The following is a 23,399-nucleotide window of genomic DNA, read 5'->3' as shown; positions in this document are numbered from 1 at the left end:
TGACGCGGCAGTGCGCCCCCGGGGCGTCGCTGGGAAACCCTTATGCGCGATGCTCCGCAACTCCTGACGTACCCATGACCGTCAGCCTCAAGGACTTCTACGCGGACTGGTGTGGCCCCTGCAAGACCCAGGACCCCATCCTGGAGGAGCTCGTGGAGGACTACCCCGAGGTATCGTTCGAGAAGGTGAACGTCGACGAGGAACAGGACGTCGCCAACGAGTACCAGGTCCGCTCGCTCCCGACCGTCGTGGTCGAGAACGACGACGGCATCGTCCAGCGGTTCGTCGGCGTCACCCAGCGCGACGACATCGAGGCGGCGCTGAAGGAAGCGGGCGCCGTGGCTACCGCCTAAGGCCACCAAAGTTTTCCGCTCGGGTCGGCTTCGCCTACCACTCGCGCAAAACTTTGGATTCAAAAGGCGCGCCTCGCTGACGCTCGCCGCGGGTAGGTGAACTAGCCTAACAGCGACCGCACCGCCCGCCACCGCCCCGCCAGCAGACACTTGTCCCGTCCCCGAAAAGCGCCTGCCATGTCGCTCGCCCGTGGCTGGTCCCCCACTCGACGACAGGCGATAGCCGCGCGGTTCGTCGTCGGGACGCTCCTGCTGGTGACGCCGCTCTGGGTCGGGTACGTCCCGCTCGACCTCGACGGCACCGAGTATCGCTACCGGACGACGGACGTGACCGTCGAGGACGGCGAACTCGCGTTCGGTGACGAGGACGCGCTCCGGCTCCACGGGGTCGAGGGGGTCGACTGCTCGAGCGACAACCCCTTCGAGTGGGGTCGGGTCTGTGGCCTAGAACGCGAACTGGTCGCCGACGGCCCGCGGACCGTCCCCGGCATCGTCGAGCGGGTGCCGGACCCCGAGTACGTGGAGGTCGGTGGCGAGTACTACGAGCGGAACACGACCCTGACCGACGACGGGACGCGACTGGCGCTCGAACGCGTGTCGGCGCGGACCGTCCTCGAGGATGTCGCCGTCCCACCGGGCACCCTCCCGCTGGCCGGCGAGTGGGCCGTCCGGACCGGTGGTGTCGCCGCCGACCAGCGACCGACGTTCGAGGGTCGCGTCGTCGAGACGGGCGACGGCTACACGCTCGTCTACCTCCGGGGGTACAGTCTGTCGAGTTCGGCGGGTATCGAGCCGGTCGTCTGGGTCGTCGGTATCGGGGCGGGAGTCGCCCTGCTGCGGAGCGGCTATCGAGCGATAGAGGAGTGAGAGCGCGGTACGGTCCGGTTGCGGTGCTGTCGCGGTGCGGGTGGGCTAGCTCACCCACCCGGCGCGAACGGAGTGAGCGCCGCCTTTTTCACGAACGTTCGGTAGAGCGGAGCTCTACCGGAGCCCATCAGAAATCTTCGATTTCTGAGGACGTTTTTCGAGGAGTGGTGCGCCGCAGGCGCACCCGACGAGAAAAAGGTTCAGTGGAAGCGGACGCCCAGCGCGTGCATCCCCTCGTTGTTCGCCGCGACGTTGATGAGCAGCGGCGTGAGCGACTCCACCTCGGCCGCGTTGGCGAGGCCGCCGGCGTCGACGGCACGGAGCCCCTCGATCTCCTCGGCGAGCGTCGAGACGAGGTCGGTCGCGTCGTCGTCGTCACCGAAGACGAGCGTGTCCCACTCGAACTCGCTGTCGAGGTCCGCGAGACGGCCGGCCGCGAGGTTGTGGAACGCGCCGACGAGCGGCACGTCGTCCGGCTTGGCGTTGGCGGCGAGCGCCGCGACGCTCCCGGCCGAGGGCGGGTTGTAGTGGAAGCCGTGGTCGTCCCGGCGCATCCCGACGGCCGGGGTGACCAGTACGGTTTCGTCGTCCAGTCGGTCCGCGACGTGTTCGACGGTGTCGACGAGGTGGTACGCGGGGACGGCGAGGACGACCACGTCCGCACGGTCGGCCGCCATCGCGTTCTCGAACCCCTTCACGGTGCACTCGACGCCGCGACTGTCGAGTTCCGTCTCGTACTCCTCGGCCTTCGCACGGGCGCGGTCGGGGTCACGCGACCCGACCAGCACCTCGTGGTTGGTGTGGTAGGCCCACCGCAGCGCCAGTCCCTCGCCGATATCGCCGGTGCCGCCGAGTAGCGCGATTCGCATACCCCACGGTCGGCCGTTCGGCAGGTAAGCGTTCCGAGAGCGGTGAATCAGGCCGCCGATTCGGCGCGAGAGAGCCGCGAGCGCCCGTCACCCCACCCGAGCCACGCGCCGAGGAGGAACCCCGCGAGGGGACCGATGCCGGTGACGGCCGGCGAGGTGGCGTCCGGAACGAACACCCCGACGACGACGGTCACGCCGAGGAAGACGGCGACCGTCCAGCCGTGGTCCTTCCCGGCGGGCGACCAGCCGAGGCGGTCGAACCCCCCGCCGTGGGTCAGGAGGGCGGCGAGACCGCCCGCGACGAGGAGCGCGGGCCCGCCGTACAGCACCTGCGTGTACGGGTCGGGCGGCGTGGTGAGCGCGAGTGTGACGAACGCGACCGTCAGGAGGACGGCCGTCGTCGGGAGGAGTTCGGGGTGGAGGCGGGACACGCGGAGACCGAGCGGCGGGACGGGCATAAGTCACCCGTCACCGGTCACCCGTCCAGCGCGACCAGCGCCCGCAGCCGTGCCAGCCCGCCGAAGTACGCCAGCCACCCGGCGGTCGCGAGGAGACAGAGGCCGGCGAACAGCCGCAGGAACGCGGCCGTCGGCGACGGGGTGGGGGACCCGAGCGTCCAGTCACGGAGCGACCAGAACCCGACGTTGAGGAGCACCAGCGACACGACGAAGGTGGCGTGCTGTCGCGCCTCGCCGCCGGGTCCCCACTGGCCGTTGCCGAACAGTGCCCCGACGACGCCGCCGAGGACGAGGACGCCGGTCAGGGTCACCACCCACGTTCCGAGGTTCCGGAGGGCGCCGAGCGCGAGGAGGACGGCGGCGGTGACGAGCAGGGCGAGTGCCGCCGCTCTCGCCGCCAGCCAGAGCAGGTCACCGGCGCGGCCGAGCGTCTCGTCGGTGCTGGAGGGCATCGCTCGAGAGTACGTGTCGGGACGGATGAAGCTACCGGGGCTCGACCACGTCAGGCAGGTCGTTCACGGTGTCGAGGACGACGTCTGCCCCCGTCTCGTGGTACTTCTCGCGACCGGCCTCGCCGGTCAGCCCACCGGTGAGGACGCCCGCGCCGTAGTAGGTCCGACTGTCGGCCTCGCGGGCGTTGACGACGGTCCGGACATCGTCCAGCGTGTCACCGACGAAGACCGTCGCCTCGCTGTCGAAGCGACGGGCGAGTTCGACCAGCGCGTCGGGTTCGGGCTTGCCCGGTTCGGGCGAGTCCATCGTGAACACGAACTCGTCGGCGAGCGAGAGGCCGACCCGCGAGAGCGCGATGTCCGCCTCGGCGGCGGGGCGGCCGGTGACGACGCCCACGTCGAACCGCTCGGTGAGGTCCGTGATGGTGGCCTCGGTGACGAGCGTCGGTTCGTCGTTGATGAACCCCTCGTGGTCGGGGAGTTCGTCCGGCTCACCCCCCTCGAGGTCGCGGTAGAGGTCGGCCCCGAGGTAGAGTTGCTGGAACACGTCGCGAAGTCGGTCCGGGTCCCACGCGGCCCGTGCACGTTCGCGAGCGGCCGGGCCGAGCAGGTCGGCGACGACGGCCTCGGCCCCCGACAGTCCACCGCCCGAGGCGGCCACCACGTCGGTGAAGGCGTCGACGTCGCGGTCCAGGCCCTCGCGGCGGGCGAGCAGGTAGAGCGCGAGCGCGTAGGTGAGTTCCCAGTCGTCGTTGAAGCCGCCGGCGTCCTTGAACGCCTGTATCGCCGTCTTCTCGACGGTCTCGCCGTAGACGCGTTCGAGGCTCTCGACGACCGCCCGGCGGTAGGAGTCGGCCACGTCGACGAGGACGCCGTCCACGTCGAGGACGACGGCGTCGACGGCGAACCGGTCGGAACCGGTCACGGCCGCTCACCCCGTAGCGGCGCGGGCGCGTCGGCGGCGGCCCCGCTGGCGTGGAACAGCGTCTCGCCGGGGAGCGACTCGCGGCTCGCGGGCACGACGGCCGGGTCCGCCCCGAGCGTGGTGAAGTAGCACTCGGCGCCGACCCGACGGGCCACGTCCACGAGCGGCCGCTGGAGTTCGGGCGGGCAGTTCAGCGCGTAGACGACGCCCGCACCCCGGTAGTGGGCGAGCGTGGGGTCGGTCACGTCGTCGCGGACGAACCGGACCTCGGTGGGCGTCGGGCGCTCGTGGACGTCGGTGGCGGTCACGTCGACGCCACGCGCGGCGAGCGCGCGGGCCACGTCGGGACGGCGGCCGACACCCACCTCGACGGCGCGGCCGTGGCCTTCCAGTCGGGCGACCAGCGCCTCGCTCGGCTCGGTAGACACGTCGGGATGTTTATGAACCGGCCTATCTAATGCTTTCTCATGCACGTCGACATCGTGCCGGTCGGCGACGTCAAGGCGGGGGTGAAGCGAGAGGCCTCCGCCGGCCTGCGGTCGGTCTACGGATGCGAGGTGACCATCCACGACCAGCAGGACGTCCCCGACGGCGCGTACGACCCCGGCCGGAAGCAGTACCGGGCCGAGGAGTTCATCGAGTTGGCGTCGCGGATAGGGTCGGGCGAGAAGAACATCGCTATCACCGAACTCGACCTCTACTACCGCCGACGCAACTACGTCTTCGGCCTCGCGTACCTCTCCGGGAACGGGTCGGTCATCTCGACCTACCGGCTCCAGACGTCCTCCGACGGCGGCATCTCACACACCTCCTCCGGCGAGGTGTTCTCGAACCGCGTCCGCAAGGAGGTCGTCCACGAGATCGGCCACACGCTCGGTCTAGAGCACTGCGACAACAACCGCTGTGTGATGAGTTTCTCCCCGACGGTGCGTGAGGTAGACGTGAAAGAGGAGAACCTGTGTGGCACCTGCAATCGGCAGGTGCTGTAGCGCGCTTACAGGTCCAGTTCCACCACCTCTAACCCCCGTTCTGCCAGCGTCTCCTCCAGCGCCGTCTTCCGCGGCCCCACGTCCGCCGGGTCGTGACTGTCGGTCCCCGCCGTCAGTTCGACGCCGTACTCCGCGAGCACGTCGAGGAACGTCGGGTTCGGGTGGAACTCCCCGTACTCCCGGAGCGCGCGCCCGGCGTTCACCTCCGGAACCGTCCGGGAGTCGGCGAACGCCTCGGCGGCGCGTTCGTACTGCTCGCGCGTGGCGAGCCCCCGGAGCGCGGGTGTCCGCTCGAACAGGTCGGGGTGTGCGGCCACGTCGAACAGTTCGGACTCCGCGAGCGCGACCAGTTTGTCGAAGTACTGCGCGACCAGTTCGCGGCGTTCGGCCTCGGGCTTGCGCTCGAAGTACGGCTGGATGTGGACGTTCACGTCGTCGAGGTAGTGGACGCTCCCGATGGCGTAGTCGAACCCCGCCGAGTCGAGGAACTCGCGGATTGCGGCCTCGTCCTCGGGTTCGTAGTCCATCTCGACGGCGTCGAACACCCGGATGTCGAACCGGTCGCGGACGAGGTCGATACCCTCGCGACGGCGGTCGTAGGTGGTGTCGAGGTTGAACCCCATCGCCTTCTTCCGGCCCTCCTGTTTCGAGTCGGGCGAGACGTTGCAGTGGTCGGCGAACCCGATGCCCTCGAAGCCGGCCTCCTCGGCGGCGCGGGCCATCGACCAGAGGAACGACCCGTCGGAGTAGGTGGAGTGGGTGTGGTAGTCGAACCGCATTCGGTGGTGGAGGGGAGGCGGCGAGCGGTTAACTATCTGTGGTGGACCCTCTCGGGAGAAGACACTTACCCGCAATTCGGGAAGCGCCAGTGTGGCCCCCGTCTCCCGTCGAACGCTCCTCCGTGCCGGCCTCGTGAGCGCCGGTGTCGCCCTCGCCGGGTGTGCCGAGTCGGACGGTGGGGCGTCGCCGACCGCCAGTTCGGCCCCCGCCTCGCCAACCGAGACACCGACTCCCAGACCGTTCGAGACGCCAGAAGCCGGCGAGTGCGAGGCGCTCGAGTGGCCACAGCCGACCCCGGTCGCTGGCTACGAACCGAGGTCGTACCCCGAGTATCCCGAGCCGCTCGACGCCGGCACGGCCGAGTCGTTCGCGACCGCGTTCGAGGAAGTGTACCGGTACAACCGCTACCTCGCGACCGAGGCGAACGGGGACACCGAGAACCTCGAACTGCGTGTCGACCCGCAGTCGAACCGGACAGAGCGGGCCGGCGAGGGGTACCTCGTCGCTGTCGACGGCTTCTTCTCGACCAGCGAGCGCAACCGGGAGGGCGACACCGTCATCACGGACGACTACCTGTTCGCCGTCTACTACGCCGGCCCGGACGTGGCACTCCGGCGGGGCTACGAGGGGACACCGCGTGACGCCGACTCGTTGCGGCGGTTGGCCGAAGGTGGGACGCCCGTGGTCTGTCGCTGAGCGCGAACGCACTCAGCGGACGTCTCGCATCCACTCGACCCACGCTTCGAACTCCTTCGCACGCACTGACGAGCGATAGACCGGTAGGTGTCCTGCGAGATGTGGTCGGCGTCCGTGAGTGGCACCGTGACGACCCGGACCTCGTCGGTCTCCGGATGTTCGTAGCGGAGTTTGACGTGGCTGCCGGCGCGTCTGACTGGTCGATACCCCATCCTTCGAAGCGCCTTCACCATCTCCCGTCCGGAGAAGTCCGCGTAGACCACGTTATTCGAGCCACGGTGGCGGCGTTTCGTCCGCGTCGACCTCCTCGGGGTCGATACCGACCTCACGGAGGAACGCCGCCTCGTCCTCGATGGGTTCGCCACCGCCCTCGTGGAGTTCCAGGGCCTCCGCGAGCATCGACAGGGCTTCGGCCTTCGACTCGCCGCTCGCCGCGACGCCGGTCTCGAGGTCGAGTGCCGTCACGAGGCCGTCCTCGTGCGTGAACTCGACGCCCTCCTCGCGGCGGTCACCGGCCGTGGTGCTCATCGGATACGAGTAGTGAGAGCGAGTGAATAAGCCTTCGGCCGCTCAGCTGTCGTCCTCGTCGTCCTCGGCCGTCGGTGCGTAGTAGTACTCGCCCGCCTTCTTCTGCTCGCGGTCCTTCTGCGAACCGGGCTTGTTGATGCGCGGGCGGCCCGTGCGCTTGTCCCGGCGGAACGTCACGTCGAGGTTCGAGAGGAACGTGTTCATCCCCTCGCGCATCCCGACGGGGGCGCCGGCGTGCCCGTGCTCGGCCGGGGTACCCTCGAACACCTGCAGCCGGTCGGCCAGCAGGTCGATCATGTAGATGTCGTGGTCGATGACCATCGCCGTCTTGCCGTGGTTCTCCGTGTAGCGGCGGATGGCGCGGGTGGCCATCACCCGCTGTTCGACGTCGAGGTGGGCGCTCGGCTCGTCGAGCAGGTAGAGGTCCGCCTCGCGGGAGAGACAGGCCGCGATGGCGACGCGCTGGCGCTCACCGCCCGAGAGGTCGGTCAGCTGCTGCTCCATGATGCGCTGGAGCTGGAGCGGCTGGGCGATCTCGGTGTTCCAGTACGAGGAGCCGAAGTCGCTCGTGATGGACGACAGGAACGCGTCGACGCGCATCGGCTGGTCGACCTCGACGTACTGCGGTTTGTAGGAGATGTCGAGGCGGAAGTCCACCTCGCCCTCGGTGGGGTCGAGGCGGCCGGCCAGTAGCTTGGCGAACGTCGACTTCCCGATGCCGTTCGGGCCGACGATACCCAGCACCTCGTTGTTCCGGATCTCGCCGGCGTCGACCTCGAGCGTGAACTCGCCGTCGCCGTACGACTTCGTGAGTGCCGGGTAGGAGACGAGGGCGTCCTCGTTACCGCTGACGGTCCGGGGCGCGTGCTCCTCGAACTTGATGGCCTCCGGCCGGATGCGCATGTTCTCGTTCTCCAGATACCCGGAGAGGTACTCGTTGATGCCGTTCCGGGTCGACTTGGGCGTCGTGACGACACCGAACGCGCCCGGCTCACCGTAGGTGACGTGGAGCGTGTCGGCCACGAGGTCGAGGATGGCGAGGTCGTGCTCCACGACCATCATCGAGCGGTCCTCCTCGTCGGCGAGTTCGCGGATGAGGCGCGCGGCGGTCACGCGCTGGCCGATGTCGAGGTAGGGCGTCACCTCGTCGAGGAAGTAGAAGTCGGCGTCCCGGACGAGCGTGGCGGCGAGCGCGACGCGCTGGAGTTCGCCACCGGAGAGCGTGTCGATGGGCTGGTCGTAGACGGCCTCGAGTTCGAGGCGCTGGACGAGTTCGTCGGCCACGCCCCGCTCGTCGACGCCAGCGAGCAGTTCGTTGGTCGCGCCGTCGAACTGGTCCGGAATCTTGTCGACGTACTGTGGTTTGCGCGCGACGGTGACCTCGCCGGCCTCGAGCGCTTCGAGGTAGTTCTGGAGCGCCGTCCCGCGGTACTGGTCCAGGACGGCCTCCCAGTTGGGCGGCTGGTCGTACTGCCCGAGGTTCGGGGTTATCTCGCCCGAGAGCATCCGCACCGCGGTCGACTTCCCGATACCGTTCGGACCGAGCAGGCCCGTGACGCGGCCCTCTTTCGGCGCGGGCAGGCCGTAGAGGCCGAACGCGTTCTCGCCGTAGCGGTGGGCCGGCTCCTCCTCCAGCTCCTGTGGGAGGTTGATGATCTCGATAGCGTCGAACGGGCACTTCTCGACGCAGATGCCGCAGGTCTCGCCCAGACAGATCTCCTCGCTGATGACGATCTGGTCGGGCTTGCCCTCGAACGGCTCGTTCTCGCCGTGGGCCTCCTCCCGTGTGACGATGCACTCCTTGCCCGTCCGGTTGGGCGGGCAGTAGTTCGCACACTCGTAGTTACAGCGGTCGGGCTGGCACCTGTCGAGGTCGACCACCGCGATACTGTCGTCGGCCATCAGAAGGTGGTCCCCGTCGTGAGGATGATCGTCCAGCAGACGAACCACAGCGAGAACGTCATGAACGCGACGTAGAGGTAGTCCTTCGCGCCGAACTCCTCGACGTCGACCGCCACGAGCCCCGTCTTGCCCAGCACCTGCAGGATGGGGAGCTGGACGAGGATCGCGGCGGCGAGGACGTAGAGCCCGAGGGTGTCGGTGGCCGGGTTCGCGGCCCCCTCCGTGACGATGGAGGAGACGACGGCGGCGACGACGCCGGCCAGCGAGGCCAGCGTCGTCACCGTCACGCCCCGGATGTGCGAGGCCCGCGGACTCGCGGTGTCTGTCGCCATATAGCGTCTGGTCCGAGACGTGGCGGCAAAAGCGGTTCGCTTGCTAGGTGTCGTCGGGTACGGGACGTTCCCCCGTCTTTCGCTGTTTCTCCGTATCCTGTGGAGGTGAGTGGCGGAACGGGCGCCGCGACGACGAGCAGAGTGCGAATCGCGGGACACGGTAGACAGCACAGCAGAGTGGCCGGTCGCCGCTGTCGCGGGGTGGTGCTGTGCGGTTCAGTCGTACCGCGCTAGACGCCCCGCTCGACACCACAGAATCACCACACACGCTCGATACCATGGGAGGCAGAACCACGCCCGGACCCGAAACGCACCCACCCTCGCGACCAAACGCTCATCTCCGGGAGGCTCCAACACACAGACATGCCGACAGCACTCGACGCCGAGAGCACGGCCCTCGTCGTCGTGGACATGCAGAACGGCTTCTGCAAGCCCGACGGGGCGCTCTACGCGCCCGGGAGCGAGGCGGCCATCGACCCGGTCGCCGCACTCGTCGAGCAGGCCCGTGACGCGGGCGTGCAGGTCGTCTACACCCGGGACGTCCACCCACCCCAGCAGTTCGACGGCGCGCACTACTACGACGAGTTCGAGCAGTGGGGCGAACACGTCCTCGAGGGGTCGTGGGAGGCCGAGATCGTCGGAGAACTCCCGGTCCGACCCGAGGACCACGTCGTCGAGAAACACACCTACGACGCGTTCCACGAGACCGAACTCGACGGCTGGCTCTCGGCCCGCGGCATCCGGAACCTCGCCATCTGCGGGACGCTGGCGAACGTCTGTGTCCTCCACACGGCCGGGAGTGCCGGGCTCCGGGACTACCGGCCCGTCCTCGTCGAGGACTGTATCGGGGCTATCGAGGACGACCACCGCGAGTACGCGCTCTCGCACGCCGAGTGGCTGTTCGGCGAGGTGACGACGAGCGACGACCTGAGGTTCGCGTGAGCCGCGAGCGTGCGGCCTCGCTGCGCGAGGCGACGAACACCGACCGCGAGGCGCTCGTGGCGCTCCACCGGCGGGCCATGGCGAGCGTCGGGAGCGACCCGGAGGACGTGCCGGGGAACTACCTCGCCGACGTGGAGGGGACGTTCCACGACGCCGGCGGGACGTTCTACGTCCTCGAGTCTGACGACGAGGTGGTGGCGATGGGAGGGGCGAAGCGGGTCGACGACCGCACCGTCGAACTCGTCCGCATCGCCGCCGACCCGGACCACCACCGCGAGGGGCTGGGAGACCGAATCGTCGCAGAACTGGAGGCGTTCGCCCGCGACGCGGGCTACGAGCGGGTCGAACTGGAGACCACCGAGCAGCAGGCGGCGGCCCGCGAACTGTACGCCTCGCGTGGCTACGCGGAGACGGGGCGCCGGCAGGCGATGGGGTACACCGTCCTCGGGTTCGAGAAGTCGCTCTGAGTCGGCTCAGCGGCCGCTGAACAGCCGGAACGCGCCGGTCCCGTACGCGATACCCTCCTCCGCGCCGTCGGGCGTCTCGCTCGTGACGAGGACCTCCGAGACCCCGACCGACCCACCGGCTCGGACGACCTGTGCCTCAGCACGCAGGTCGCCCGTCGCCGGCCGGAGGTAGTTCACGTTCAGGTTGATGGTGGCGAGGCTGTCCTCGAGCGGGTCGTCGAGGTACGGCCGGAGCGCCATCCCGCCGGCCACGTCGACGAGCGTGGATGCGACCCCGCCCTGGATCGGGTCGCGCCCCTCGCTCTCCTGCCCGGAGGGCGGCTTGTTCGTCAGTTTCGTCTGGTACGGGATGGACATCACCGCCTTCCCGTCGCCGAGCTGTTCGACCTCGATGCCGAGCCACGAGAGGAACTCGTGTTGCGTGTCGAAGTAGTGCTGGAGCGCGTCTACCGAGCCCTCGGGGACGTCGTGGGGTTCTCTGTCGGTGACCATACCCGCCGCCTCGCACGGGGGCGGCTTTAGTCGTTCGTGGCGAGTGCCGACCTACAGCGCGTTCTCCACCCGGCTCGCCACGTCCCGCGCCTTCTCCGCCAGCGCCTCGGGGACGTAGCCCGCCTCGACGGCCGCGTCGAGTTCGTCGTCGTCGACGCGCTCCACCGTCCCGTCGGCGTGCCGCACCACGTCGACGTGCAGGTCCACGTAGCGCACGCTGTCGGGGAAGATCTCGAGCGGCGTGCAGACGTTGACGTAGGTCCCCTTCGTCTCGCCCGCCTCGTCGCGGTAGACCGTCGCGTACCACCAGCGACCTTCGCGGAACTTCGTGACGGCGACGTCGCCGGCCTCGCGGCGGACGCCCAGCGCGTCGTAGCTCCCGCCGGGGGACATCTCGCGTTCGAGCGTGATACCGCCCTCGGGGTCGTACGCCGTGACCTCGCCGCGCCCGAGCGTGATGAGCCGACCCTCCGGTTTGCCGTGGCCGATGCCGACCCGGTCCCCCTCCCGGGGGCCGAACTGCCGGGTGACGGCCGCGAACGGGAACTCCCCCTCCGGCTCACAGACCGCCTCCGCGAAGTCGACGGCGGCGCTCGCGTCACTGTGGGCCGCCTTCGTCCGGTGGTGGCCCGGCATCGTCGTCGTCACCGCGCGGCGGTGCCCGTCGAGCGCGAACCGTGACTCGCGGCCGAACCAGTACCACCGCGTCGCCCGGGGCGCGTGGCGGCGTGCGGGGGCGGCGTCCGGGTCGGCGTCCACGAGCGCCGTCTCGAGCGCCTCGGTGCGCTCGGCGGCCCGTTCGAGCGAGGTGCGGAGCGCGTCCATCCCCGCCTCGTCCGAGCCGTAGGCCCAGCGCGGCCCCCAGCCCTCGGGGGGGTCGACGTTCAGCAGCGAGGCGAGGCGGGCCGCCTCACCCGTGTCGGCCGAGCGCCCCTGCCGGAGTTCGACGAGGCCGCCGTCCACGCGGAGGTCGGTCGTCAGGCCGGCACGGTCGCTCTCCCAGGGCGGCTTCGGGTCGTCGACCTGCACCCGGATGACGGCCCCCTCCTCGACGTAGTCGTCGGCCGCGTCGTACGGCAGGAACCCCTCGGTGTTCTCGTCGTCGAGTTCCAGCACCGCGCCGCTCCCGAGCGTGTCGGTGACGACGCCGTCGAACACCGCCCCGGCGGGGGCCGGGTCGTCCCACGCGAGCGTGTCCACGCCGACCCGGAGGTGGTCGTCGAGGGACGCGACGGCGTCCGGGTCGCCCGTGACGCCGACCCCCTGCCGGTCCCCGGTGGTGTCGACGACGACGTCCTCGGGGTGGACGGCGAACTCGGCGTCGAACCGGTCGCGGATGGGTTCGCTCGCGCGGACCACGCGCGTCTCGCCGTTCGACTCGAACAGGTGGGTGAGGGCGGTAGTGTAGATACCGCGGACCTGTACGGAGACAGGCGTCTCAGGGTCGTCATCCCCGGCCATCACAGCTCACCGGGGTCGGTGGCGAACTTCACCCGGTCGTGGACCGTCGGGCCGAGCGTCAACTCCACCATCGTGTCGGTGAGCGTCCGGCCGTCCTCGACGTAGACGCCCCAGTTCTCGAAGCGGACCCACCCGCGGAGGTCGGCCGCGTGGGTGTAGAGGTCCAGCGTCGGGGCCTCGTGAGTCTGGTAGTCGTTCGCGGAGTGAGCCGTCGACAGGTCCGAGTAGAGCGTGTCGTGGGCGTCGAAGAACGCCTGCAGGTCGGCGGCGTCCTCGCGGACGAGCGCGGCGACGTGGTCCGAGGCGGCCTGGAGGTCCTCGGTCGAGAGGCCGGCGTCGCGGAGCGCGGCCTGTTCGCGCTGGTCGAAGTGCATACGCCGAGTTCGGGCGTGGCCGACCCAAACCTTGTGGTCGGGACCCGGAACGCAACCGGTTTGACGGTCGCTCGCGCACCCCTACCATGCTCGAACCCGGCACCGACGCCCCCCAGTTCACGCTCCCGAACCAGCACGACGAGGCCGTCTCACTCCCGGAGTCGGGACTCGCCGTCGTCTACTTCTACCCCCGCGCGGACACCCCCGGCTGTACCACGGAGGCCTGCTCGTTCCGCGACCACTGGAGCGAGTACGAGGACCGCGGCGTCCCCGTCTTCGGCATCAGCGACGACCCCGTGGCGGACCTCGCGGCGTTCGCCGAGGAGTACGACCTGCCCGTCGACCTCCTCTCGGACGAGGACGGGACCGTCTCGACGGCGTACGACTCCTACGGCGAGAAGAACATGTTCGGCAAGACCTTCGACGGCGTCTTCCGGAACACGTACGTCGTCCGCGACGGCGAGGTCGTCCTCGCGTACGAGGGTGTCGACCCGGAGGGGCACGCCGAGGAGATTCTGGCCGACTTGGATGGCACAGACGACCTGTAGGCACTGGGGTTGACACTGTCCCGTCCGGAGATCAGGTGGTCGCCGGTGGCTCGGCCTGCGGGAGGAAGAACTCGACCCGGTTCCCGAAGCTCTCGTCGTACTCGATGGACAGGCGGCCGCCCAGCGTCTGGACGATGTGGTTCATCACCCAGAAGCCGGTACCGATACCGTGGTTCAGTTGGTCGGAGGAGTACATCCCCTCCAGGGCGTCGACCTCAATCTGTGGGATCGGCTGTCCGGTATCCTCGACGCGGAGGACCGCGAGGCCGTCCTGGGACGTCTCTCGCACCGTGACCCGGACCTGGAGGCTGTCGGGGGGATTGTGCTCGACCGTGTTCTGGACCACCTCCTTGAACGCGAACCGTAGCCCATCGTCGGTCGTCACCCAACAGTCGTCCTCGTAGTGGACCACCCAGCCGACCTTGGGGTACTCGCGCCGGTAGGCGTCGATTACGTCCGAGACGAGCCGCTCGAGTCGAACCGGTCGTCGGACGGTCTTCTCCTCCTTGGTGAAGGACTTCAGCCAGTCGACGGTCTCCGTCAGGTTCAGCAGGTTGTCGGTCGCCTCCCCGATTAGCTCGATGTCGTCTCGGTGCTGTGGGGAGTCGATGTCGGTGAGCAACTCCTCGGTCATCCCGTGGATAACCTGGACCTGATTTCGGAGGTTGTGGCGCGTGATCCGCTGGAGGAGCTTCAGCCGGCGTTCACGGACCTTGAACTCCGTGATGTTCTGGACGTGGCCGACCACGTACGGCGTGTCATCTTGTGTCGTTCGAACGAGTCTGACCCTGATCCAGAGAATCTCGTCTGACGCCCGCTGTATCTGCCACGTGAACTCCTGTGAGTCCCCCTCGCTGGCAGCGCGGATGCGTTCGAACGCTTCGCTATTCGTGAACCCCTCCGCACTCAGAGTGCCCACCGACATCGTCCGTAACGTGTCGGACGAGTAGCCGTAGAGGTCCTCGATGACGGAGTTCGCGTAGACGAACGCACCTGTCTCGGGGTCGTGGGCCACGATCCCGATATCCATGTCTTCGATGAACTGGGGGGGTGAGAACATTCTCGGGAGTCACCCGAAGAGTATGGTAACGAGATACACTTTTCACTAAAACGTAACTAAGCAGCCATCAAAAGTATTGGGGAAGTCAGTGCGTACGCTCTGTACAGTAGAGGGATTCTGAGAGATGCTACTCGGACAACAGCGGTTCGTCCAGCATCCAGAAGGTGCCGATCACGTGGGGAGAAGGTACCGTAGCCCCTCAGGTAGTTCGCTCGCGTTGATACGACCCCGGCACGCCGGCCGAACCGCACGTTTCTTACTCGGCCTGCCCGTCTCCCCGGCCGAGAGCCCACATGGACGAGGAAAGCGTGCTGTTGACGGGGGCCAAGGGGCGCGTCGGGAGAGCCATCCTCGACGGGCTGGCCGACGAGTACGACTGGCGACTCCTGTTCCACAACCCGCCGCCCGAGGAGCCGGACCACCCCTACCTCGTCGGCGACGTGGTCGACGAGGAGCTGATGGCCGAGGCCTGCGAGGGTATCGACACCATCATCCACCTCGCTGGCGACCCGCGCCCGGAGGCCCCGTGGGACTCGGTGCTCGAGAACAACATCCACGGCACGAAGGTCATCATGCAGGCCGCGGTGGACGCGGGCGTCGAGAAGTTCGTCTACGCCTCCTCGAACCACGCCGTCGGCCACTACGAGACCGAGCGCAAACCCGACCTCTACCGCGCCCACGACGAGTTCCGACTCGACGGCACCGAACTCCCCCGACCGGGTAACTTCTACGGCGTCTCGAAGGCCGCCGGCGAGACGCTCGGGCGCTTCTACCACGACGAGCACGGCCTCAAGGTCTGCTGTATCCGCATCGGCAACCTCACGAAGGGCCACCCACCCATCGACTACGAGCGCGGGCAGGCGATGTGGCTCAGCCACCGCGACTGCGCGCACCTCCACCAGTGTGCCATCGACGCGGCGTACGACTACGAGATCGTCTACGGCATCTCCGACAACGACCGCAAGTACTACTCCCTCGAGCGGGCGAAGGAGGTCCTCGGCTACGACCCGCAGGACAACTCCGCGCACTTCGAGGGCGAGGAGCGGGTCGTCGACGGAGACTGACCGTTCGAGGATTCCTACCGGCCGTTCAGCACTGAAACGGAACACTAAACTCATTGTGACCGTTGGCCTACCCCAGCGAGAGATGGGTGGAGCGCAGCCGACGGTACTGCTGGTCGACGGCGACCGCGACGAGGTGGAACTCGTCGCCGAGTACCTCGAGCGACAGGGGAGTGGGATCGACGCGCGTGTCACGACGGCGACCGACCCGATGGCGGCGCTGGAGCGCTTCGAAGGCGGCGAGCGGTTCGACTGCGTCGTGAGCGACTCGCGGCTGCCGGGGATGGACGGCATCCGATTCGTCGAGACCGTCCGCGAGTACCAGCCGGGGGTCCCGGTGGTGCTGTTCGCGAGCGGGGAGGCCAGCGACGTGGCCGGCCGCGTCGTCGAAGCGGGGGTGACGGACTTCCTCGAGAAGGGGTTCGGGGCCGACCAGTACACGATGCTGGTCCGGCGGGTGAACCACGCGCTGGCGGACGGCGACGGCGCGTTCGACGACGAGGCAGACGTGGAGCTGGACCGGGTGGCGGTCATCGGCCGTGACGAGCGGTTCGAGACCGTCGACGAGGAGTACGCCGCGCTCTACGGCTACACCGCCGAGGAGGTGAGAGGTCGACACTGGGCCGACCTCCACCCCGAGTCGGCGGCCGAGCACGTCCGCTCACATATCCTCCCGGTTGTGCAGGCGGGCGGACAGTGGTCGGGCCGCAGTGAGGGCTGCCGCGCCGACGGGACGAGGTTCACCGAGTCGAAACTGGTGCAGGCACTCGACGACGGGCGACTGCTGGTGGCCGTGAGCGAACTGCCGGCCGGGCAGGAGACGACCGAGCAGGGGACGGCCGAACCGGCCGAGGCCGGACGGGAGCCCGACGCGGCTAGTGGTCCGGACTCGGGCGCTGGGGCCGGGGCCGAAGTCGACACGGAGGCCGAGGTCGACTGACCACGGCTGGCGAGTGCAACCACTACGTCTACGTAGCCCCCCGTCCTCCGCCGAGCCATGCAGGTCGGCACGCGGACGCTGATCGTGAACCCCGTCTCGGGGACCGGAACCCACGCCGAGTGGGTGCGCCGGAAGGCTCGGGCGAAGGGGTTCGCCGTCTGGGAGACCGAGGGTGCCGAACACGGCGTCGAACTGGCCCGCGAGGCGGCCCGCGACGGCGTTGGCGAACTCGCCGTCTGCGGCGGTGACGGCACCATCAACGAGGTGCTCCGGGGACTGGCCGCCGAGGAGCACCTCGGCGAGGTGACCCTCGACGTGGTGCCAGCGGGGACGGCGAACCTGCTGGCCGGCACCCTCGGCATCCGCGACACGCGACACGGACTCGACCTCACCGACGACGGCGAGGTCAGGAGCGTGGACGTGGGGGTCGCCGGCGGCGAACCGTTCCTCGTCTCGTGCATCGCCGGCCTCCCGGCCGACGCGAGCACGGCCGCCTCCGGCGACCTGAAGGAACGACTCGGCACGCTGGCGTTCGTCGTCACCGGCGTCCAGGAGGCCCTGGAGTTCGACGGGCTCCACCTCGAACTGGAGGCCCGCGCCGGCGCCGAGACGGAACACTGGGAGGGCGACGCGATGTGCGTCCTCGTCGGTAACGCCCGGAAGTTCGTCGAGGAGGGTGGGCAGGCCGACATGGAGGACGGCCTGTTCGACGTGGCCGTCGTCGAGCGGATGCCGGCGGGGAACCTCGCCATCGAGGCGGTCACCCACCGCATCCTCGGACGCGGGACCGAGGGGGTCGCCCACTTCCGCGCCGACGAGGTGGACATCGTCAGCGATGGGCCGGTCCGATTCTCGCGAGACGGCGAACTCTCCGAACACGAGTCGCTCCACCTCGACTGTCGGCGCCAGACGCTCGACGTGCGGGTCGGGCCGACGTACGAGCCCTCGCCCTAGTCGGTGTCGAACAGCCCCGAGACGTCGTCCTCCTTCGCCTGTCGCTCCTCGACCCGTCGCCGGAGGCGGTCGTACGCCACCGTCCGCGGCGCGCCCGTCCCGGCGACGAACGCCAGTATCGCGTCGGCGAACGCCGAGGTGGGCGAGTCGGCGAGGTCGGCCCACGCGAACGTGACGGCCCGTTCGACGGGCGACTCGTCGAACCCCTCGTCCTCGGCGAGGGCGACGGCCGCGGGACCGGCCGCCGGGAGTTCGAGGTCGGCGAGCGTCCACTCGCGGCCGTCGATGTGGAGCGGCGGCGGGGTGCCCGCCGCGTCGAGCGACGCCGCGAGGCCGGGGAGGAACGCCCGTATGGGGTCGAGGTCCACGTCGCGATGGTCGTCGGGGACTCCGGCGAGGTAGTCGGCGGCGCTCCCGGCGAGGCCGGTCGCCCCTTCGCGGTTCCCGGCGCGGGCGTGGTGGAGCGCGGCGGTGGTCTGTATCAGCCCCTGGAGGAGGGCCGCGTCGTCGGGTGCGGTGTCACGGACGGCGAGCCACGCGTGCTCCCACGGGTCGTGCGCAGCGTGGAAGCGGCCGGCGGTGTAGAGGGCGGCCCCCGCGCGCAGGTGGGCGGGGACGTCGACGGCGTCGGTCACGGTTGGCGAAGCGCTGGCAGGAAGAAAGGCGTGTCGCCAGGGCGGTCGAACGGAGTGAGACCGCCGAGACAGCGAGCGGCGAAGCCGCGAGTAGCACGGCCGGACTCAGACCCGTGCCATCGACCGCTCGACGTCCTCGCGGATGCGCTGGAGGATTGTGGCGGTCCGTGCCACCGTGGCGAGGACCGGGTAGGTCACCTCGTGGTCCTGGTAGACGTAGGTGGGGAGGTCCGGCGCACAGTCGGGGAGCGACAGGTCGTCGGTCTGCTCGCGGAGGGTGGCCTGCCGGTCGGCACCCACCGCCTCGGCGTGTCGTTCGAGCGTCTGCAGGCGGGTCCGGATGGCGTCGAGCGACCCGAACCGGAGGTCCTCGAGCGGTTCGGTGTCGAGTTCGGCGGCCTCGGCCAGTAGCTCGCCGAGGCGGTCGTCGGCCTCACGGAGCGTCTCGTCCTCGACGTCGAGCGCTTCCACGAACCGGGCGCGGTCCGCACGGGCGTTCAGTGCGGCGTCGACGAGGCCGGACTTCGCGGCCGCGGTCAGACGCGGGCCGGTCGCGGCCGCCGCGACCGTCGGCCCCAGCTCCGCCTCGAGGCTCTCGGCGTAGGTGTCGTCGTACTCCTCGTGGTAGTGTGGGACGGCCATCACGGTCCGTTCGTACGCCTCGCGGACGGCACGTGCAGCACTCGCGGCGTCGGGCGTGGCGAGTCGCGCCCCGACGCGGACGCCGGATTGCGGGCCGTCGACCGGGATGTCGCGGACCGCGTCGGCGAACGCGTCGAACGCCTCGCGCTCGTCGACCGTGCGACGGCGCTCGCGACGCACCGTCCGCCGGGCCTCGGTGATCACGGTTCCACCCGGTCTGCGCGGTGGGGTGCCTCTCGCTTCGGCGGCCCTGCGCGCTGGACGAGCGGTGGGCCAGCCTCCTCGGCCAGCAGGAGTTCGTCGAGCAGTCGGGAGTCCGCTCGGGCGGCCACGCCGCGGCCGTGTGCGGCCCCCTCGCGGGCGTGGACGTACGCCTCCTCCAGTCCGGCACGGTCGGCGAGCGGCACGAGTTCGGCCGTCGTGCCGTCGGGACCCACGTGGAGACAGACGTACGCCTGCGGGAACGAGCAGACGGCGGGGCAGACGAGTTCGTGGCCACCGGCGAGCGGGGCCACACCCGGCCAGTGGAGGTGTCCGGAGAGCGTCAGCGGGACGTCGTGGCGCGCCAGCAGCGCCGCCACCGCGTCGGCGTCGTTCACCTGATAGAGGTCGCTCTCGGGGAACCCCTCGGCGTGCGTCGAGGGGTGTGAGACGTTGTGGTGGACGGCGACGACCGGGGTCTCGAGGTCGGGGAGGACCGAGTCGAGCCACGCGCGCTGGTCGGCGCCGACCTCGCCCTCGTGGGTGCCGCCGAGCGACCCGTCGGCGTTGGAGGCCGAGTCCAGCCCGACGAGGTCCACGCCGCCGACGCGCTCGACGAACGGGAGGTGGCCGCTCGCGTACCGGCGGGCGAACGACTCGCGGTCCGGCGCGTCGTACGGGTCCCAGCGGGGCTTGGGCACGTCGTGGTTGCCCGGAATCGCCACGAACGGCGCGTCGAGGCCCGCGAGCACCTCGTCTGTGAGGGCGTACTCCGTGGGCGCGCCGTCCTTCGTCAGGTCGCCAGCGACCAGCACCGCGTCCACGTCGCGACGGTTCGCGTCGGCGACGGCCGCCCGCAGGCGCTCCTCGGTGCGGTGGAGGACCTTCCACGTCCCGCTCGCCTCGGCGGTGAGGTGGGCGTCGGCGAACACCGCCAGCGTCGTCCGCTCGGGCGTCCGCGGCCGGTCGAGGTGGGCCAGCACCGGCCCCGACCGACCGACGGCGTGCGTGTCAGGAACCATAGGCGAAGCGCCTCGTGGCCCCCACATAAGCCGTCGTATTTGCTATATATCGGGCTTCGAACGTCGCGGACGACTGGGGAGCGGTATATAGAGGTGGCACGGGTCGCTCCGCTGGGGGTAGCAGCCCCCGGCGGAGTCGTGCGCCAGGCGGGGCTCGAAGGGGTGCTGGGAACAGAGACGTCCCGCCGACGCGAGCACACGCTACGCGGTGCTCGCTGGGTGGCTCGAAACAGAAACGTCCCGACGGCGATTTGAACGCCGGTCCCTGGCTCCGCAAGCCAAGAGGATAGTCCACTACCCTATCGGGACTCAACTACACATTCCGGGTTTCGTCGTATATGGGTTGCGGTCCACGCGCGCCCCCGCCGAACCTTCACATAGCATGCCGACACACCCCGGCCCACGATGCCCACACGACAACACTTAATCGCGGCAGTTCCCACCCTCCGCTAACTATGGGTGCTATCGAGGACATCTACGAGGACCTCGAGACCGAGGACGTCTCGCTGGAGGAGTTCCGCGAGGCGGTCGAGGCCAAGGTCGAACAGATGGGGGGGCTCGCGGACGAGGAGACGGCGGCGATGCTCATCGCCCACGACCTGACCGAGGGTGAGGTGGAGACCATCGCGGACATCGAACCCGGGATGGAGGAGGTGAAGTTCGTCGGCAAGGTGGTCTCCATCGGCGACGTGCGCACCTTCGAGCGCGAGGGCGAGGACGAGGACGGGATGGTCCTGAACGTCGAGGTGGCGGACGAGACGGGGCGCGTACGGGTGGCGCTCTGGGACGAGCAGGCCGCGGGCGCCGACGAGACGCTCGAACGCGGGCAGGTGCTCCGCATCGGCGGGCGGCCGAAGGACGGCTACAACGGCCTCGAGGTCTCCGCGAGTCGCGTCGAGCCTGACGACAGCGTCGACATCGACATCTCGCTCGACGGGAGCGCGACGGCCGACTCGTTGACGATGGGCCAGTCCGACGTGAACCTCCGCGGGATCGTCCTCGACACCGACGCCATCCGGACGTTCTCGCGGGACGACGGGAGCGAGGGGCGGGTCTCGAACCTGACGCTCGGTGACGAGACGGGGCGCGTGCGGGTGACCCTCTGGGACGAGCAGGCCGACCGTGCCGAGGAACTCGAACCGGGCACGAGCGTCGAGGTCGTCGACGGCTACGTCCGCGAGCGGGACGGGAGCCTCGAACTCCACGTCGGGGAGCGCGGGGCGGTCGAGGAGATCGACGAACCGGTCGACTTCACGCCGGAGACGACCGACATCGCGGCGCTCGAACTCGACACGACCGTCGACATCGCGGGGGTGATTCGCTCTGCGGACCCCAAGCGGACGTTCGACCGTGACGACGGGAGCGAGGGGCAGGTCCGGAACGTCCGCGTGCAGGACCAGACCGGCGACATCCGCGTGGCGATGTGGGGTGACCTCGCCGACCGCGACCTCGGGCCGGGTGACGAGGTGTACCTCGGCGACGTGGAGATACAGGACGGCTGGAAGGAGGACCTGGAGGCGAGCGCCGGGTGGCGCTCGACGGTCCTCAGACTGGAGGGCGACGCGACGACGGCTCGGCGGTCGAAGGCGGGTGACGCCGGCGAGTCCAGCGACGACGCAGGCGAGGACCCGGCCGGGCTGGACGCGTTCGCGGACGGGACGAACGCGGACGCGGACGCGGAGGCGAGTTCGGGCACCCAGTCGACCGACGGGACGGCCGCGACGGCAGAGGAGTCGGCAGACGGTGAGGTCGAGGAGTTCACCGGCGTCGTCGTCCAGACGGGCGACCCGGTGATGCTGGACGACGGGGAGTCGACGCGCATCGTCGAGACGAGCGCGACCGTCGAACTCGGGCAGGAGGTGACGGTCCGGGGCAAGCGCGACGGCGAGCGCATCGTGGCCGACGAGGTCCGGTGACCGTGACCGTCCAGTGGAGACGGGAGTGACCGGGGGATTTAAGCGCGCCACGGACCCGCACACGGGTATGAGCGTCGAGCTCCCGTTCGCCCCGGTGGACACCATCATCCGACGGAACGCAGGGGACCTGCGCGTGAGCGCCGAGGCGGCGGAGGAACTCGCTCGACGGATACAGGAACACGGCGCGGCGCTGGCGGCCGAGGCCGCCGAGCGAGCCACCGACGACGGCCGCAAGACGCTGATGGCCTCGGACTTCCCGGAGGGGGCCGACGCCACCCGCGACGGACTCGAACTCCCGATCGCCCCCGTCGACCGCATCGCTCGCCTCGACATCGACGACCGCTACCGGGTGTCGATGGACGCGCGTGTGGCGCTGGCGGCGGTCCTGGAGGCCTACGCCGACCGGGTGGCCGCCGCCGCCGCCGTCCTCGCCCGACACGCCGCCCGGCGAACGGTCAAGGCCGAGGACGTCGAGACCTACTACGAACTCCAACGATACTTCTGATGCGATTCGGCTACGACGACCGCTGTCTGGACCACGACACTGGCCCGCGGCACCCGGAGACGTCGGACCGGCTGGAGGCCATCCGCCGGCGCCTCGCCCGTGAGCACGCCGTCGAGTACGAGTCGACCGACCCGGCCGACGAGGAGACGCTGGCGCGCGTCCACGACGCGGAGTACGTCGCGTCGGTCAAGGAGTTCTGTGCGAACGGTGGCGGGACGTGGGACGCCGACACCGTCGCCGTCGAGTCGACGTGGGACGCCGCCCGCTACAGCGCTGGGCTCGCCATCGACGCGTGTGAGGCCGCCCTCGACGGCACGGACGGCCGGATGACGCCGTTCTCGCTCGGGCGGCCACCGGGCCACCACGCCGTCTGGGCGAACGCCATGGGCTTCTGCTTCTTCAACAACGCCGCCGTCGCGGCCGAGGTGGCGCTCGACCGGCCGGACGTGGACCGCGTCGCCATCTTCGACTGGGACGTCCACCACGGCAACGGCACGCAGGACCTCACGGTCGACCGGGGCGACGTCCACTACACCTCGTTCCACGAACGCGGTCTCTACCCCGGGACCGGCGACGTGGAGGAGACCGGCGAGGGTGACGGCGAGGGGACACTCGTGAACGCACCGCTGCCGGGGGGGAGTGGCGACGCGGAGTACCTCGACGCCGTCGAGCGACTGCTGATGCCGGCGCTGGAGCGGTACGACCCGGACCTGTTCATCGTCTCCGCCGGGTTCGACGCCCACCAGCACGACCCCATCTCCCGGATGCGCATCTCGACGGAGGGGTACGGTGTCATGACCGACCGCTGTCGCGAGCTCGCCGACCGGACCGACGCGGCGCTCGCGTTCGTCCTCGAAGGAGGCTACGGGCTGGACGCGCTGGCCTCCTCGGTGGCGATGGTCAACGACGTGTTCGACGGGCGCGAACCGGTCGAACCGGACGGCGACCCCTCCGAGCGGGCGACGAGCGTGGTCGACCGGGTGCGCGAGGTCCACGACCTGGACTGAGACCCGCTCGCACGGCAGCAC

Annotated in this window: 29 protein-coding genes, 1 tRNA gene and 1 pseudogene; 13 read left to right on the top strand and 18 right to left on the bottom strand. The window is 69.7% G+C overall.

Features of this window, described 5'->3' with window-relative positions; genetic code table 11:
- Window positions 1-74 precede the first annotated feature (74 nt).
- The gene (locus tag N0B31_RS17315) at window positions 75-353 is read left to right on the top strand and encodes a thioredoxin family protein (RefSeq protein ID WP_260592868.1); all 279 of its coding nucleotides are present in this window, start codon (window positions 75-77) and stop codon (window positions 351-353) included.
- Between the two features lie 177 nt (window positions 354-530).
- Window positions 531-1,220: a DUF8127 domain-containing protein gene (locus tag N0B31_RS17310; RefSeq protein ID WP_260592867.1), complete on the top strand. Its 690-nt coding sequence runs from the start codon at window positions 531-533 to the stop codon at window positions 1,218-1,220.
- Between the two features lie 200 nt (window positions 1,221-1,420).
- Here N0B31_RS17310 and npdG read toward each other — a convergent pair whose 3' ends face one another.
- Genes npdG through N0B31_RS17285 form a run of 5 tightly spaced genes read right to left on the bottom strand, consistent with a single transcriptional unit; the run spans window position 1,421 to window position 4,352 of the window.
- The gene (gene npdG / locus N0B31_RS17305) at window positions 1,421-2,089 is read right to left on the bottom strand and encodes an NADPH-dependent F420 reductase (protein ID WP_260592866.1); all 669 of its coding nucleotides are present in this window, start codon (window positions 2,087-2,089) and stop codon (window positions 1,421-1,423) included.
- 47 nt (window positions 2,090-2,136) lie between these two features.
- Entirely contained in the window at window positions 2,137-2,520 is a 384-nt protein-coding gene (locus N0B31_RS17300) for a hypothetical protein (RefSeq protein ID WP_260592865.1), read from the bottom strand.
- A gap of 44 nt (window positions 2,521-2,564) precedes the next feature.
- Complete coding sequence (locus N0B31_RS17295) at window positions 2,565-2,999, bottom strand: hypothetical protein (protein WP_260592864.1); 435 nt, start codon at window positions 2,997-2,999, stop codon at window positions 2,565-2,567.
- Between the two features lie 31 nt (window positions 3,000-3,030).
- On the bottom strand, window positions 3,031-3,924 hold the full coding sequence (locus N0B31_RS17290; protein ID WP_260592863.1) for a TIGR01548 family HAD-type hydrolase: 894 nt from the start codon (window positions 3,922-3,924) through the stop codon (window positions 3,031-3,033).
- Window positions 3,921-4,352: a UPF0146 family protein gene (locus tag N0B31_RS17285; protein ID WP_260592862.1), complete on the bottom strand. Its 432-nt coding sequence runs from the start codon at window positions 4,350-4,352 to the stop codon at window positions 3,921-3,923. The genes N0B31_RS17290 and N0B31_RS17285 overlap by 4 nt, the downstream gene beginning before the upstream one ends.
- A 39-nt stretch (window positions 4,353-4,391) precedes the next feature.
- On the opposite strand from N0B31_RS17285, the gene N0B31_RS17280 reads away from it, so the two are divergent.
- Entirely contained in the window at window positions 4,392-4,913 is a 522-nt protein-coding gene (locus N0B31_RS17280) for an archaemetzincin family Zn-dependent metalloprotease (protein WP_260592861.1), read from the top strand.
- 5 nt (window positions 4,914-4,918) lie between these two features.
- Here N0B31_RS17280 and N0B31_RS17275 read toward each other — a convergent pair whose 3' ends face one another.
- Window positions 4,919-5,692: a PHP domain-containing protein gene (locus N0B31_RS17275; protein ID WP_260592860.1), complete on the bottom strand. Its 774-nt coding sequence runs from the start codon at window positions 5,690-5,692 to the stop codon at window positions 4,919-4,921.
- 91 nt (window positions 5,693-5,783) lie between these two features.
- On the opposite strand from N0B31_RS17275, the gene N0B31_RS17270 reads away from it, so the two are divergent.
- Entirely contained in the window at window positions 5,784-6,389 is a 606-nt protein-coding gene (locus N0B31_RS17270; protein ID WP_260592859.1) for a hypothetical protein, read from the top strand.
- Window positions 6,390-6,401: 12 nt separating this feature from the next.
- Here N0B31_RS17270 and N0B31_RS17265 read toward each other — a convergent pair.
- The 4 genes and pseudogenes from N0B31_RS17265 to N0B31_RS17250 form a co-directional block, all read right to left on the bottom strand.
- Window positions 6,402-6,652, bottom strand: a pseudogene (locus N0B31_RS17265) (type II toxin-antitoxin system HicA family toxin).
- A gap of 1 nt (window position 6,653) precedes the next feature.
- On the bottom strand, window positions 6,654-6,917 hold the full coding sequence (locus N0B31_RS17260) for a type II toxin-antitoxin system HicB family antitoxin (protein ID WP_260592858.1): 264 nt from the start codon (window positions 6,915-6,917) through the stop codon (window positions 6,654-6,656).
- Window positions 6,918-6,959: 42 nt separating this feature from the next.
- Complete coding sequence (locus tag N0B31_RS17255) at window positions 6,960-8,819, bottom strand: ribosome biogenesis/translation initiation ATPase RLI (protein ID WP_260592857.1); 1,860 nt, start codon at window positions 8,817-8,819, stop codon at window positions 6,960-6,962.
- Entirely contained in the window at window positions 8,819-9,151 is a 333-nt protein-coding gene (locus N0B31_RS17250) for an EMC6-like membrane protein (protein ID WP_260592856.1), read from the bottom strand. Before N0B31_RS17250 ends, N0B31_RS17255 begins: the two co-directional genes overlap by 1 nt.
- 363 nt (window positions 9,152-9,514) lie before the next feature.
- Here N0B31_RS17250 and N0B31_RS17245 point away from each other — a divergent pair, with 363 nt between their 5' ends.
- Both N0B31_RS17245 and N0B31_RS17240 read left to right on the top strand, forming a co-directional pair.
- A complete protein-coding gene (locus N0B31_RS17245) occupies window positions 9,515-10,093 on the top strand; it encodes a cysteine hydrolase family protein (RefSeq protein WP_260592855.1) in 579 nt (192 codons plus the stop codon).
- Complete coding sequence (locus N0B31_RS17240; protein WP_260592854.1) at window positions 10,090-10,560, top strand: GNAT family N-acetyltransferase; 471 nt, start codon at window positions 10,090-10,092, stop codon at window positions 10,558-10,560. The genes N0B31_RS17245 and N0B31_RS17240 overlap by 4 nt, the downstream gene beginning before the upstream one ends.
- 6 nt (window positions 10,561-10,566) lie before the next feature.
- On the opposite strand, the gene N0B31_RS17235 is transcribed toward N0B31_RS17240, so the two are convergent.
- From N0B31_RS17235 to N0B31_RS17225, 3 genes are read right to left on the bottom strand one after another with little or no spacing between them, the layout of a single operon-like run.
- A complete protein-coding gene (locus N0B31_RS17235) occupies window positions 10,567-11,052 on the bottom strand; it encodes a PaaI family thioesterase (RefSeq protein ID WP_260592853.1) in 486 nt (161 codons plus the stop codon).
- A 51-nt stretch (window positions 11,053-11,103) separates the two neighbouring features.
- The gene (locus tag N0B31_RS17230) at window positions 11,104-12,513 is read right to left on the bottom strand and encodes a ribonuclease FAU-1 family protein (RefSeq protein WP_260592852.1); all 1,410 of its coding nucleotides are present in this window, start codon (window positions 12,511-12,513) and stop codon (window positions 11,104-11,106) included.
- Entirely contained in the window at window positions 12,513-12,887 is a 375-nt protein-coding gene (locus tag N0B31_RS17225; RefSeq protein WP_260592851.1) for a DUF7532 family protein, read from the bottom strand. The genes N0B31_RS17230 and N0B31_RS17225 overlap by 1 nt, the downstream gene beginning before the upstream one ends.
- A gap of 86 nt (window positions 12,888-12,973) precedes the next feature.
- Between N0B31_RS17225 and N0B31_RS17220 the strand changes: the two genes are divergently transcribed.
- Complete coding sequence (locus N0B31_RS17220; protein WP_260592850.1) at window positions 12,974-13,435, top strand: peroxiredoxin; 462 nt, start codon at window positions 12,974-12,976, stop codon at window positions 13,433-13,435.
- A gap of 31 nt (window positions 13,436-13,466) precedes the next feature.
- Here the strand turns inward: N0B31_RS17220 and N0B31_RS17215 are convergent, their stop codons facing one another.
- Complete coding sequence (locus N0B31_RS17215) at window positions 13,467-14,495, bottom strand: sensor histidine kinase (protein ID WP_380628115.1); 1,029 nt, start codon at window positions 14,493-14,495, stop codon at window positions 13,467-13,469.
- Window positions 14,496-14,788: 293 nt separating this feature from the next.
- Between N0B31_RS17215 and azf the strand changes: the two genes are divergently transcribed.
- The 3 genes from azf (at window position 14,789) to N0B31_RS17200 (ending at window position 17,450) form a co-directional block, all read left to right on the top strand.
- On the top strand, window positions 14,789-15,559 hold the full coding sequence (gene azf, locus N0B31_RS17210; protein ID WP_260592848.1) for an NAD-dependent glucose-6-phosphate dehydrogenase Azf: 771 nt from the start codon (window positions 14,789-14,791) through the stop codon (window positions 15,557-15,559).
- An 82-nt stretch (window positions 15,560-15,641) separates the two neighbouring features.
- Window positions 15,642-16,496, top strand: a complete 855-nt coding sequence (locus tag N0B31_RS17205) for a response regulator (RefSeq protein WP_260592847.1) — start codon at window positions 15,642-15,644, stop codon at window positions 16,494-16,496.
- Window positions 16,497-16,553: 57 nt separating this feature from the next.
- A complete protein-coding gene (locus N0B31_RS17200; protein WP_260592846.1) occupies window positions 16,554-17,450 on the top strand; it encodes a diacylglycerol/lipid kinase family protein in 897 nt (298 codons plus the stop codon).
- Here N0B31_RS17200 and N0B31_RS17195 read toward each other — a convergent pair.
- The 4 genes from N0B31_RS17195 to N0B31_RS17180 all read right to left on the bottom strand — a co-directional run bounded on the left by N0B31_RS17195 (window position 17,447) and on the right by N0B31_RS17180 (window position 20,259).
- Window positions 17,447-18,085, bottom strand: a complete 639-nt coding sequence (locus tag N0B31_RS17195; RefSeq protein ID WP_260592845.1) for a DUF309 domain-containing protein — start codon at window positions 18,083-18,085, stop codon at window positions 17,447-17,449. The two genes, N0B31_RS17200 and N0B31_RS17195, sit on opposite strands and share 4 nt — an antisense overlap.
- Window positions 18,086-18,190: 105 nt before the next feature.
- Window positions 18,191-18,931: a DUF7260 family protein gene (locus tag N0B31_RS17190; RefSeq protein WP_260592844.1), complete on the bottom strand. Its 741-nt coding sequence runs from the start codon at window positions 18,929-18,931 to the stop codon at window positions 18,191-18,193.
- Window positions 18,928-19,950 carry a metallophosphoesterase family protein gene (locus tag N0B31_RS17185; RefSeq protein ID WP_260592843.1) on the bottom strand — a complete coding sequence of 341 codons (1,023 nt, stop codon included), beginning with the start codon at window positions 19,948-19,950 and terminating at the stop codon, window positions 18,928-18,930. Before N0B31_RS17185 ends, N0B31_RS17190 begins: the two co-directional genes overlap by 4 nt.
- A 236-nt stretch (window positions 19,951-20,186) precedes the next feature.
- Window positions 20,187-20,259 (bottom strand) — tRNA-Arg (locus tag N0B31_RS17180).
- A 146-nt stretch (window positions 20,260-20,405) separates the two neighbouring features.
- Here N0B31_RS17180 and N0B31_RS17175 point away from each other — a divergent pair.
- The 3 genes from N0B31_RS17175 to N0B31_RS17160 all read left to right on the top strand — a co-directional run bounded on the left by N0B31_RS17175 (window position 20,406) and on the right by N0B31_RS17160 (window position 23,378).
- On the top strand, window positions 20,406-21,866 hold the full coding sequence (locus tag N0B31_RS17175) for a single-stranded DNA binding protein (protein WP_260592842.1): 1,461 nt from the start codon (window positions 20,406-20,408) through the stop codon (window positions 21,864-21,866).
- 67 nt (window positions 21,867-21,933) lie between these two features.
- Window positions 21,934-22,371 carry a histone gene (locus tag N0B31_RS22560; RefSeq protein WP_303655780.1) on the top strand — a complete coding sequence of 146 codons (438 nt, stop codon included), beginning with the start codon at window positions 21,934-21,936 and terminating at the stop codon, window positions 22,369-22,371.
- Window positions 22,371-23,378 carry a histone deacetylase family protein gene (locus tag N0B31_RS17160; protein ID WP_260592841.1) on the top strand — a complete coding sequence of 336 codons (1,008 nt, stop codon included), beginning with the start codon at window positions 22,371-22,373 and terminating at the stop codon, window positions 23,376-23,378. Before N0B31_RS22560 ends, N0B31_RS17160 begins: the two co-directional genes overlap by 1 nt.
- The last annotated feature ends 21 nt before the right edge of the window (window positions 23,379-23,399 follow it).

The organism is Salinirubellus salinus (assembly GCF_025231485.1).
GTDB classification, from domain to species: Archaea; Halobacteriota; Halobacteria; order Halobacteriales; family Haloarculaceae; genus Salinirubellus; species Salinirubellus salinus.
The sequence above is the reverse complement of the archived record's forward strand: the minus strand, read 5'-3'. Positions and strand labels throughout refer to the sequence as shown.

Bases quoted from the DNA above. Each gene is read 5' to 3' on its own strand.
- N0B31_RS17315 (WP_260592868.1), top strand. From the start codon at position 75: ATGACCGTCAGCCTCAAGGACTTCTACGCGGACTGGTGTGGCCCCTGC.
- N0B31_RS17310 (WP_260592867.1), top strand. From the start codon at position 531: ATGTCGCTCGCCCGTGGCTGGTCCCCCACTCGACGACAGGCGATAGCC.
- npdG (WP_260592866.1), bottom strand. From the start codon at position 2,089: ATGCGAATCGCGCTACTCGGCGGCACCGGCGATATCGGCGAGGGACTG.
- N0B31_RS17295 (WP_260592864.1), bottom strand. From the start codon at position 2,999: ATGCCCTCCAGCACCGACGAGACGCTCGGCCGCGCCGGTGACCTGCTC.
- N0B31_RS17280 (WP_260592861.1), top strand. From the start codon at position 4,392: ATGCACGTCGACATCGTGCCGGTCGGCGACGTCAAGGCGGGGGTGAAG.
- N0B31_RS17275 (WP_260592860.1), bottom strand. From the start codon at position 5,692: ATGCGGTTCGACTACCACACCCACTCCACCTACTCCGACGGGTCGTTC.
- N0B31_RS17260 (WP_260592858.1), bottom strand. From the start codon at position 6,917: ATGAGCACCACGGCCGGTGACCGCCGCGAGGAGGGCGTCGAGTTCACG.
- N0B31_RS17255 (WP_260592857.1), bottom strand. From the start codon at position 8,819: ATGGCCGACGACAGTATCGCGGTGGTCGACCTCGACAGGTGCCAGCCC.
- N0B31_RS17250 (WP_260592856.1), bottom strand. From the start codon at position 9,151: ATGGCGACAGACACCGCGAGTCCGCGGGCCTCGCACATCCGGGGCGTG.
- N0B31_RS17245 (WP_260592855.1), top strand. From the start codon at position 9,515: ATGCCGACAGCACTCGACGCCGAGAGCACGGCCCTCGTCGTCGTGGAC.
- N0B31_RS17235 (WP_260592853.1), bottom strand. From the start codon at position 11,052: ATGGTCACCGACAGAGAACCCCACGACGTCCCCGAGGGCTCGGTAGAC.
- N0B31_RS17230 (WP_260592852.1), bottom strand. From the start codon at position 12,513: ATGGCCGGGGATGACGACCCTGAGACGCCTGTCTCCGTACAGGTCCGC.
- N0B31_RS17225 (WP_260592851.1), bottom strand. From the start codon at position 12,887: ATGCACTTCGACCAGCGCGAACAGGCCGCGCTCCGCGACGCCGGCCTC.
- N0B31_RS17220 (WP_260592850.1), top strand. From the start codon at position 12,974: ATGCTCGAACCCGGCACCGACGCCCCCCAGTTCACGCTCCCGAACCAG.
- N0B31_RS17215 (WP_380628115.1), bottom strand. From the start codon at position 14,495: ATGTTCTCACCCCCCCAGTTCATCGAAGACATGGATATCGGGATCGTG.
- azf (WP_260592848.1), top strand. From the start codon at position 14,789: ATGGACGAGGAAAGCGTGCTGTTGACGGGGGCCAAGGGGCGCGTCGGG.
- N0B31_RS17205 (WP_260592847.1), top strand. From the start codon at position 15,642: ATGGGTGGAGCGCAGCCGACGGTACTGCTGGTCGACGGCGACCGCGAC.
- N0B31_RS17200 (WP_260592846.1), top strand. From the start codon at position 16,554: ATGCAGGTCGGCACGCGGACGCTGATCGTGAACCCCGTCTCGGGGACC.
- N0B31_RS17185 (WP_260592843.1), bottom strand. From the start codon at position 19,950: ATGGTTCCTGACACGCACGCCGTCGGTCGGTCGGGGCCGGTGCTGGCC.
- N0B31_RS17175 (WP_260592842.1), top strand. From the start codon at position 20,406: ATGGGTGCTATCGAGGACATCTACGAGGACCTCGAGACCGAGGACGTC.
- N0B31_RS22560 (WP_303655780.1), top strand. From the start codon at position 21,934: ATGAGCGTCGAGCTCCCGTTCGCCCCGGTGGACACCATCATCCGACGG.
- N0B31_RS17160 (WP_260592841.1), top strand. From the start codon at position 22,371: ATGCGATTCGGCTACGACGACCGCTGTCTGGACCACGACACTGGCCCG.